Source organism: Candidatus Krumholzibacteriia bacterium, assembly GCA_035649275.1.
Classification (GTDB): domain Bacteria; phylum Krumholzibacteriota; class Krumholzibacteriia.
The window spans coordinates 18,276-28,440 of record DASRJW010000110.1 but is presented as its reverse complement, the minus strand read 5'-3'; the positions used below and the strand labels follow the sequence as shown (position 1 = coordinate 28,440).

The following is a 10,165-nucleotide window of genomic DNA, read 5'->3' as shown; positions in this document are numbered from 1 at the left end:
TGTCACAAACTTTTCCTTCCGGGACGGCACGGGCCGCGGAATCGGCCTGGTCAATCAGGGTGAAACCGGCGCTCTCAGTGAAGCGTTTTCCGACCTCTTCGGAGAAGTATTCGAGCTTGCTGTGACGGCGACCACTGACTGGATGACCGGGACGGGCTCGATTCTTAGCCCCAGAAGCCTCATGGACCCACCCTCTCTCACGGATGTCTATCCTTTCCCTCCTTTTCCGGATCGATTCCATCATTCCAATTACTACTGTGGCACGGAGGACAATGGCGGCATCCACCACAACTCCACGGTCCTGGGCAAGAGCATGTACTTGATGTCCGAGGGCGGGACGTTCAATGGGTGTGCGATCACCGGGGTCGGTCGCGCAGCGGCCGCTCGGATCTGGTTCCGAACCATGACGACGTACTTGACGCGGACCGCGACGTTCAACGAGGTCTATACCGGCATCAACCAGGCGTGCGCCGATTTGTACACCGCCACGACTTGTGACGAGGTGCGCAAGGCACTGCAGGCGGTCGAGATCGACCAGCCGGGCTTGTGTAGCGGCCAGCCTGCGCACATCGCCGCCTGCGCGAACGTCGCCGATGTGCCGACCGAGGACTCGATGAGCGGCACCTTTCTACGCGGCAGCGTGCCGAACCCGACGAACGGCGCCGCCACCATCCAGTTCCGAGTCGCAGCCGCTTCGACCGTCACGCTCGAGATCTTCGACGTGGCTGGCCGCCACGTTCGCACCGTGGCCCACGAACCCCTCGTACCCGGGCTCTACTCGCGCCTTTGGGACGGCCGCGACGACGCCGGGAACCCGATCCCGGCGGGGATCTATCTCCTCCAGCTGCGCGCCGGCGCCGAGCAACGAACTCAGAAGCTCGTGGTGGCGAGGTAAACTGCGCCCTTCCCTCTCCAACCACCTGTGAAATAGCGCCTTCCAGACCCGCTCCGCCCAGGCCCGCACCCAAGATTGCGGCTGCCGCCGCCGATGCATCAAAGGCACCGAACCAGCGGACCTGCTGCTGCGTCTTTACTGCGTCCCCCCGCCTCGCCGACTTTGCGTTCCCTAGGAGGGCGGCACCATGGTTTCCCGGACTTGGTTTCCCCTGGCTCAGGCGTTCATGCTTTCCGTATTCGGGCTCTCGAGCCCCGCGGGTGCTACGGATTCGCTCGCACCTCTCACGGAACTACCGTCGCTCGCGGACTTGCCCGAGCGCTGGACCCAGATCATGGACCTCTTCGACGTCCCGGGAATGGCCGTGGCCGTCGTCCAGGGCGAACGACTCTACGCCCAGGGATTCGGCAGCCGCGATCCACGCTCGGGCGCCCCGGTGACTCCGGAAACGCTCTTCTACATCGCTTCCATCACCAAGACCTTCACAGCGACCACCGTCTGCGCCCTGGCTGATTCCAAGCGTCTCTCCCTCGACGATCCAGTCCGCAAGTACCTGCCTCGCTTCCAACTCGCCGACTCCTCCTTGGCGGCGAGGGTGACGATCCGCGATCTCCTCTGCCATCGTTACGGGATCCGGAGCGGCCCGATCGTGCTTCTGGACGCGTATACGGGGGAGATCACCGAGGACCGCTATTACCACTGGCTCGCCCAAGCCGAAACGGCGGGTACGGTGGAGTACTCGAACGTTCACTTCACGGTCCTGGGGCGCGTCATCGAGGCCGTCACCGGCAAGTCCTGGCGGGACGAGCTGGCTCGGAGCATTCTGGCCCCGGCGGGCATGGTGCGCACGACCGGATATGCGAGCCAGATGTACGCGGATCCCAATGCGGCGGTTCCGCTCGAGCGCGTCGACGGCGCCTGGCGAGCTGTGGAGCAACGCAAGACCGACCGCACCATGCACGCCGCCGGAGGTCTCGGTAGCTCCGCTCATGAGCTGGCGCGCTGGCTGCGCCTGCAACTCCAGGATGGCACTCTCGATGGAAAGCGCATCCTATCCAAAGAGACGACAGGCGAGATGCGCGCGACGCAATCCAAGCTGGACGAGCCGGATGGTTCGATCCGGATCATAGAGGGCTTCGGGTTGGCCTGGTCGGTCGGGACGTTCAACGGTCACCGGCTCTGTCAGCACTCGGGAGGCTACGACGGAGCTTCGGCGTATGTCGCCTTCCTCCCCGACGACGGCGTCGGGGTCGTCGTGCTGCTCAATGCCGGCGGCCCTGCCCGCGGGCTCGGCGACATTGCGGCGGTCGACGTCCTGGAACGTCTCACCGGCACGAAATCGGCCTGGGACGTCTACGACCGGTTCACGAGGCGGGCGCGAGAGAGGAAACAAACCGCGGCGGAAGAGCAGGCCTCGACTCCCCCGCCGTCTTCGGCCCCGCTGCTCTCCCAGTCTCCTTCCGCATACGTGGGCTCGTTTTCGAACCCCTGGTGGGGAACCTTCGAAGTGCAGGCGACGGAAGCGCGACTCGCCTGCCGGCTGGGTGAGATGGCGCTCCCCATCGGACCCTCGGCGGCAGGCAACGACCACTTCACCGTCGCGGATTTCTTGGACGAGAACATCTCCGGACAGTTCCTCGCCGCCGACGGCAAGTCGGTGGAATCCATTCGACTGCTTCATCCTCGCTTCGGTGAACTGGTCTTCCACCGCTGAGCGGGTCGCCCCCGGGGCCCCGCCGGTGCTACCCTGGTGCCGACGGAACCAGTCCGTGCCGAGTGCCGGGCCGGCGTCGAGCCGCCCGGCCCTCGTCCCGAAAGCCGGAGAGACGGTCATGCAAAACTGGAGCTTGAGTTCGAGCGCATTCGAAACGCAGGGGCGCATCCCGCAGCGGCACAGCGGCGATGGCGTCGATCTCTCACCGCCACTGACCTGGACCTCAGCGCCGGCGAGCTGTCGCGAGTTGGCGCTCATCGTCGACGACCCGGACGCACCCAGCGCTACACCGTGGGTTCATTGGATTGTGTACAAGATCCCGGCGAGCACGACGGCACTGGCCGAAGGCATCCCGACCACGCGCACGCTGTCGCAACCCTCGGGAGCCGTGCAAGGGACCAATTCCTGGCGGACCGTCGGCTACCGCGGCCCCGCACCTCCCCCTGGTCACGGCACGCACCACTACTATTTCAAGCTCTACGCTCTCGATGCGGTCCTGCCTCTCGAAGCGGGTCTGGACAAGAAAAAGTTGCTCGCCACCATGGAGGGACACGTGATCGGACAGACCGAATTGATCGGCACCTATTCGCGTTGACCTGGGTTGCCGCGGTGGGCCCGCGGAAGGCTCCGTATGACCCGCTCCGCCCATCCCACCACCTCCGAGCCCGGGCGCAACGAGCTCCTCGTACGTCTCCAAGGGAGGACAGCTTGACTTCGATCCCCGTGGCTTCCATCGGCCAGATCTTGTTGCGCGAGTTGGACACGCTCCGAACCGAAGTCGAGGCCTATGAGCGAGACGAGGATCTATGGAAGGCGTTCCCGGGCGTCGCCAATTCGGGTGGCACCTTGGCGCTGCACCTGTGCGGGAACTTGCGGCACTACGTCGGCTTCCATCTGGGCGGCGTCCCCTACGTGCGTGACCGAGCCGCGGAATTCAGCCAGCGGGACTTGCCAAAGGCCGAGATCCTGCAGCGAATCCAGGCCGCTCGCGACGTGGTCGAGTCGACTCTCCCCCACCTCGATTCGCAGCGTCTCGCCGCCGACTTCCCCGAGAAGGTGGGCGGGTTCACACTGAACACCGCCGACTTCCTCGCCCACCTGGCCTCGCATCTCGGCTATCACCTCGGCCAGATGGACTACCACCGCCGTCTGACCTCGACTTCCACGTCGAGTGTCAACGCCGTTTCCGTGGCCGCCCTGAATCCCGCCCGCAAGTCCTGATCCGCTCCGGGTCTCCCGAGGAGCGGAACTCGTGAGGATTCCGTGATTTGCGGCGATGCCCTCGGGCTTCACGGCCGCTCGCCTCCCTCCCGTCAACATCGTGGACACGCACCGTCAACGTTGTCGACGGTCTCAACACCCTCTGCGCGCCCTAGGTGTTGTGGTTCCTGCAATTGCATCTTGGCACGAAGCTTTCTTGCACCTCTTGCATCTCCTCGTGCCCCCATGCGAAGAGAAAGGCGATGCGAAGCACCGCTCACTGTTCTCCATCTCCGCCCAGGCCTACCTCGGGACGGCGTTCGATGCAGACCGCTCACTGTTCTCCATCCCTGCCCAAGCCCTACCCCGGGACGGCGATTCGATGCAGACCGCTCACTGTTCTCCATCCCTGCCCAGGCCCTACCCCGGGACGGCGATGCGATGCAGACCGCTCACTGTTCTCCATCCCCCGGTTCAGAGAGGGTCGCGACAGCGAAGGGTCAAAACGGAGGTGAAGGGTAGGGTTCCTTCGTAGACGTGTTGCAGCAACGCGTTCGCCTGCAACTCCCCTGCCCGGGCGGCGAAGTGGCTCCCTGAGGACTCAGGGGACAGCAGTTGTGGTTCTTGTCGCGGCTGCAGGGGCGCTCCGCGCGGCCAGGAGAGCTCGACTCGAGCATCGCCGTGCACCAGGATCCAACCCTCCGCCGTGGTCTGCACCTGGCAGTCCGGGTGCAAATGGAGGCGGCTGACCACTCGGTGAGCCCCGGGGCCTTCGACGCGATCGACGATGCGGAGCAGTCCTTCCTCCCATTCGAACCGTCGCTGCACGCGCAGGCGCTTGTCGAACCATGGGACGAGCTCGGCCGCGAGACTCGAATTCGTCGAGGACACGACACGTACCTCGGAGCGCCGGGCGACACGGAACGCCGCCCAGATCTCGTGCTGCTCCTTCCCGTCGATCTGGATGGTGTTGTGCGCGCCCGTGGTTCGGCAGGCTTGACGAGCTGTCCCTGGCTCGTAAGTGAAGGTGCCGGAGTCGACGACGAACGGCGCGCCGTCGCACCACAGCTCGAAGGAAAGCGAATCGCAGTGGCCGTGACCGCTCAGGTGTGGTGGCCCGACGCCGCCCACGTCGGCCAGCGCCACGAGTCGACCGTCGCGCCAGACCAGGAGTCCCGCCTCGCTGAGGAGGAGCGGCCCAGGCAATGGTATGGGAGCTTCCAGGCCTAGACGGGCAGCATAGGCGGACAGCTCGACCGGACTCGGCGCGCCGCCGATCCAGGCGTCGCCGAGCAAAGGCACCTCGCCCGAAGGCATCGCGGTGGCGGTGGCGAAGGCGAGCATGCGTGAAGCCACGTTTTGGACCTCGGCGGCTGTCGCCACGTCGAGGGCGCCTGCGAAGTTGAGGAGATCGAGGACATCCTCGAGAGCCGTGCAGTGGTACATGAGGCTCGGCTCGAGGTGGCCGCCCTCGGCGCCGACGTGGTGGCGCAACTCGCGGCGCAGCAGGGGCGTTGCTTCGCGCCGCCAGCGTCGAGCTGCAGCGTCGTCGAACAGGCTCGCTGTCACCAGGAGAGCCTTGACGTCCTTGAGCACATGGGTGCCGAGGAGATGGCGCTCCAGGGAACGGGAGAGCCATTGCGCCTGCACGTGGATGCTCCGGAGCAAGCGTTCGCGCCAGCCGGGCTCGGCGGCAGGCCCGAGAATCGCAAGCGCGTCGATCCAGTTCACCAAGCGGAGCGCGGTGGGATACGGCTCCCAGCCGATTCCTTTCCCCGGCGGATGGTGCTCGATCCAACGCCCCACGAAGGTACAGAGGGTTCGAAGGCTTGGCCCATCCTCTCGGGCGAGATCTGCCAAGGCGGGCAGGGCGTCGAAATAATGCAGGGGATAGTTCCAGGAAGCGCCGAGATCCGGGGCCAGCCAGGGGGCTTCGAGATCGAGGTGTCGCTCCGTCCCCCAGAAGCGGAAGCTCCCGGCGAGCACATCGGTCTCCGGAGCCGTCCGGCAGCGCGGCACCCGTGGACCCCAGCCCTCCCTGGGGGCCAAGGCGGCTGGGGCAGAATCCGCTCGCGGAGCCGGCCGCAGGGTGCCTAGGCGCCGGCGTAGCTGGTAAACCACCTGCTCGGCCCGAAGCCGTCGGATGGTCTCGAAATAGAGCCTGGGGGTTCCGGCCTGCACGGATCCTCCTCGACGAAACTGGAACTCCTCGCCGGTTCCTGCGTTTCACATGGTACGATTGGCCCGGACGAGGCACGTGCGAGATCGAATTCACCGGCGCTCACTGATCTCGCGTGCTGCCCGCCCGGGCCATCGTGCCTCTGTACGGGCCCCGGGGGGAGGTTCTCGTGGGGTTCCGGCCGGGATCCGGGCCCTTCATGGCTTTGGTCGTCGTCTGCGGCCTCATCGTCGGGACGGCGGCAGGGTTCCGGCTCCGCTCCATCGCCTTACGACCGCTCGCCTCTTCGACCCCTGGAGGGCGAGATCAGGAGCTCGACCGACAAGCTCCCGCCTCCCTTCCAGAACGACCTGAAGCGACCCCGATAACGCGCCTCCCCCTCAGCACTTCTCCTTTGCTCGGACCTTCTGGGCCCGATTCCAGGCGCTCCCTCCGGTCGTTTTCCCCGAGCAGTGGCCTCGACCGCTTCGCCGACGTGGCCGCCGCAGTGACCCCGGCCGTGGTGACCGTCATCAGCCGCCGCCGCCTCGAAGGAGACGACAACGGCCTCTTTCAGCGCTTCTTCGGCGGCGAGCACCCATCGGTGCAAGGGCACGGTTCGGGCTTCATCCTGCAGGAAAATGGCACCATCCTCACCAACAGCCACGTGGTCGAAGACGCCGAGGAACTGGTGGTGCGCCTGAGCGACGGACAGGAATACAACGCCACCGTGGTCGGCCGCGACAGCCACACGGACATCGCCCTGATTCATGTTCAAGCCGCCAGCCTGCCCGTCGTGCAGCTCGGGGATTCCGACGACGTACGCGTCGGCGAATGGGTCCTCGCCATCGGCAGCCCCTTCCGCGCCTCTCTCGGCAGCACCGTCACCACCGGCATCATCAGCGGCAAGGGGCGGGACGACGTGAACGTCACCGACTACGAGGACTTCCTGCAGACCGACGCCGCGGTGAACCCAGGCAACAGCGGCGGCCCGCTGGTGAACCTGCGCGGCCAGGTGATCGGGATCAACACCGCCATCGCCACACAGAACGGCAGTTCCCAGGGCGTCAGCTTCGCCATCCCCATCAACCTCGCTCGCGACATCGCCACGCGACTGCTGCACGACGGTCACGTCACCCGCGCCTGGCTGGGCGTGGACGTCGAGGCCGTCCCGACCGAAGCCGCCCGCGCGGCCGGCATGCCGCACCCGGCGGGCGTCCGCGTCGGCTCGGTGTACGCGGGGAGCCCCGCAGCGCGCGCGGGGCTGTTGGCCGGCGACATCATCGTCGCCCTGGACGGACAACCCCTGGAAAAGGTCTCCTCCTTCCGCAACCGCATCGCCCTCTTCCGACCGGGCCAGAGGGTGGAGCTGCTGCTGCTCCGCGAGGGCGCCACCCAGTCGCTGCATGCGGTCCTCGCCGAACTGACCGAAGAGATGCGCGAGGAACTGGGGCGACGCCCGCGCCCGCGCCCCACGCCCTAATCCTGGAACTCCGCGTCCAGTGCCTCGGACAGCGGGTCGTGGCCGCTTTCCGCCTGGCGCTGCCGCGGTGAGCCCGCCGCGCTGGCCTCGAGCGCCGCCCGGATGGCAGGCAGGGTGCGCACCGTCTCCTCGTATCCCGCCTGGATGATCTCGTCGAGGCGCGTGGTGTCCTGCGACAGTTCGAGATCGAGCTGCGGCTTGATGTAGATGTCGAAGTCGTCGAAGACCATCTCGGCGAATTCGTCCTGCATGATGAGCGACATGGCGCGCCAGACGACGCTGAACAAGTCCTCGCCACGTCGACGGACGATGGAAGAAAGCCGGTGCTCCCGGCGGGCTCGCTGCAGGTCTTCGTGCAGCTGCGTCCGCGACCTCCGGCGCACGGCGCGCACCGGGATCTTCACCTCCACCTCGTCGTTCCCCAGGAGGTGCACCGGGATGGGGCGCAACAGTGCGCCATCCACCAGTTGCCGGCCTTGATAATGGAAGGGCGCGAGAATCCCCGGCAAACTGATGGAAGCCCGGATCGCCGGGATCACTGGCCCGCTGTCGAAGACCACCTCGCTGCCATCGGCCAGATCGCAGGCGGGGATGCGAAGCGGCAGGCGCAGGTCCTCGAAGGTGAGGTCCGCGCCGACGAAGGCTTCCAGCATGCGCGTCACCTCCTGGCCGCGGAGGATGCCGCTCCCGGAAAAGCTGAGGTCGCGGAGCAGGATCGAAAGCACCCGACGCTTGCGGAAGGAGTCGCGGAAAAGGGCGCTGCAGTCGTCGATGGAGACCCCGGCGGCGTAGGAGGCGGCGATGATGGAGCCCATGCTCGTCCCCGCCAGCCGGTGGATGCGCAGGCCGTCGTTCTCGATGGCGCGCAGCACGCCGAGCGCCACCAGCCCGAACGGCAGGCCCCCGCCGAAGGCGAGACCGAGGCGAGGGCCACCGGCGGCAGCGGCGCCGGGTGGTGCACCGGCGGCGGGACGCGCCACGTCATGGTTCGGGCGGGAGGCAGGAGAAGGGCGGCGGGATGGCATGGGCGACCTGACGGGCTTGAACTAGGCCAGCTCCTCGCCCAGGAAGGAGTTTACCAGGGCACGTTCCAGGACCCAGCGCGACGGCAACGCCAGGGACTTCATCTGCACATCCGCATGTTGCAGGTTCCGCAACCACAGGGCGAGCTGCTTGCGGGTGAATGAGGTCGCCTGTGTCGCCAGATCGGCGACCGCGAAGGGGGGCACTTCGAGACGGGTCGCGAGCTCCTTCTCCTGGCGCACACCCCGGTCCTGCAGGAGCTTGAGACGGAGCAGCTGGCTGACCTGCCGCGCCAGCACCGCGACCACGCGAATGGAGTCGTCGTCCACTTCGAGGATCCGGGTCAGAGCCTGCAGGAAGCCGCCCATGTTGTCGGCACGCAGCGCCCGGTTCACGGCCCACACCTCTTCTTGACGGTACTGGCCGACGGTCGCGGTTACCTCCGCCGCTCCGACGCGACCGCTTTCGCCGTAGCGCAACACCACCTTGTCGACCTCGTTGCGCAGGTCGAGGAGCGAATCCCCCACCCACTGGACGAGGAGCACGCAGGCCCGCGGTTCGGCCTGCACGCCTTGAGCGGCGAAACGCTGTCGCACCCAGTCGGGGAGCGCAGCAGCGGGCGGCGCTTCGACCTGCAGCACCCGCGCCCGTTTTTCCAGCGCCTGGGCGATGCGGGTGCGGCGATCGAGCTTGGCGGCCACGAGCACGAGCACCGTGCTCGGGGTCGGCTGCGTCAGATACTCGAGCAGTGCCGCCTCGGCTCGCGGCTCTCGCAGCGACATTTTCTCGAAACGGCGCACCACGACGGCGCGCCGTTCGCAGAGGAACGGGTAGCTCTGTGCTTGCGCCAGGAACTGCCGCGCTGCCTCGTCGTCGCCTGAGTAGACGTTGAGATTGAAATCGCGGTTCGCCGCCGGCACCGCGGCTTCCAGCAAGATGCCGACGGCTTCCTCGGCCAGAAGCGTCTCCTCACCCAGGACTGCATACAGCGGCCCGGGGCCCCCTTCGCGCAGCTCGCGGCGCAGGGTTTCGGCATCGTAATTCTTCGTCCGTGAACGAGCTGCCATGCTCTCTTCCTGTTCTACTGGAAGGGCCCCGCTTGAACTCGGCCCCGCCGGGCGCCGTATCGTGCGGTTACCAGGCCCGCACCGTCTTGTCCAGGATCTTGTCGACGATCTCTTTCAGGGCCTCATCGAGGGCGCGCTCGAAGCCCGGGTCCCCTTCCTCGATCCGATAATTGCCGTCGCCGCTCACCGCCGCGTCCTGCCACAGGACCTCGCCGGTGCGGATATCGTCATACTTGATCGAGCAGGAGACGACGACGATGTACTCCTCCTCGGTCTCCTCGGCGCTGCGGGTGAGCACCGCCTCGGTGAGGCGCCGCAGCGTGCCCAGGAGCTCCTTGTCGGCGAGATCGCGCTCGTTCTCCCCCTGGTAGACGTGGATTTCCTTGTCGCGCTGGAACTCGAGGACGAGCTGCTGGGTGAGGCGGGAGCCGAGATCCGGCGCTCGCTCGCCGCTCGTCTCGTCGGCGAAGAAGGGAATGTAGATGTTGCCGACGTTGGCGGCGCTGCGCCCGGTCGTGTTGTAAGCGCAACCGGCGAGCAGAAAGAGCCATACCCAGAGGACCCGCAAGCCCACCTCCCGGCTGCCGCCAGGATAGGCCGCCGGCGGGCTCGCGGGCAAAGGTCG

At 66.8% G+C, this 10,165-nt stretch carries 9 protein-coding genes; 5 read left to right on the top strand and 4 right to left on the bottom strand.

The features are described 5' to 3' along the window. Window positions 1–40 precede the first annotated feature (40 nt). From VFE28_11880 to VFE28_11865, 4 genes are all read left to right on the top strand, one after another. Entirely contained in the window at window positions 41–895 is an 855-nt protein-coding gene (locus VFE28_11880) for a M4 family metallopeptidase (protein ID HZM16693.1), read from the top strand. Between the two features lie 187 nt (window positions 896–1,082). After that, window positions 1,083–2,609 carry a serine hydrolase domain-containing protein gene (locus VFE28_11875; protein ID HZM16692.1) on the top strand — a complete coding sequence of 509 codons (1,527 nt, stop codon included), beginning with the start codon at window positions 1,083–1,085 and terminating at the stop codon, window positions 2,607–2,609. Between the two features lie 118 nt (window positions 2,610–2,727). Then, window positions 2,728–3,204 (top strand): YbhB/YbcL family Raf kinase inhibitor-like protein, encoded by a 477-nt coding sequence (locus VFE28_11870; GenBank protein HZM16691.1) that lies wholly within the window; start codon window positions 2,728–2,730, stop codon window positions 3,202–3,204. Between the two features lie 113 nt (window positions 3,205–3,317). Continuing rightward, window positions 3,318–3,830, top strand: a complete 513-nt coding sequence (locus tag VFE28_11865) for a DinB family protein (GenBank protein ID HZM16690.1) — start codon at window positions 3,318–3,320, stop codon at window positions 3,828–3,830. A 453-nt stretch (window positions 3,831–4,283) separates the two neighbouring features. Here the strand turns inward: VFE28_11865 and VFE28_11860 are convergent, their stop codons facing one another. Next, complete coding sequence (locus tag VFE28_11860; protein ID HZM16689.1) at window positions 4,284–5,828, bottom strand: heparinase II/III family protein; 1,545 nt, start codon at window positions 5,826–5,828, stop codon at window positions 4,284–4,286. A 647-nt stretch (window positions 5,829–6,475) separates the two neighbouring features. On the opposite strand from VFE28_11860, the gene VFE28_11855 reads away from it, so the two are divergent. After that, the gene (locus VFE28_11855) at window positions 6,476–7,450 is read left to right on the top strand and encodes a trypsin-like peptidase domain-containing protein (GenBank protein ID HZM16688.1); all 975 of its coding nucleotides are present in this window, start codon (window positions 6,476–6,478) and stop codon (window positions 7,448–7,450) included. Here the strand turns inward: VFE28_11855 and VFE28_11850 are convergent. The 3 genes from VFE28_11850 to lptE form a co-directional block, all read right to left on the bottom strand. Then, window positions 7,447–8,430 carry a patatin-like phospholipase family protein gene (locus VFE28_11850; GenBank protein ID HZM16687.1) on the bottom strand — a complete coding sequence of 328 codons (984 nt, stop codon included), beginning with the start codon at window positions 8,428–8,430 and terminating at the stop codon, window positions 7,447–7,449. The two genes, VFE28_11855 and VFE28_11850, sit on opposite strands and share 4 nt — an antisense overlap. A 66-nt stretch (window positions 8,431–8,496) precedes the next feature. Then, a complete protein-coding gene (gene holA, locus VFE28_11845; protein HZM16686.1) occupies window positions 8,497–9,540 on the bottom strand; it encodes a DNA polymerase III subunit delta in 1,044 nt (347 codons plus the stop codon). A gap of 67 nt (window positions 9,541–9,607) precedes the next feature. Next, a complete protein-coding gene (gene lptE, locus VFE28_11840; protein HZM16685.1) occupies window positions 9,608–10,108 on the bottom strand; it encodes an LPS assembly lipoprotein LptE in 501 nt (166 codons plus the stop codon). Window positions 10,109–10,165: the final 57 nt, after the last annotated feature.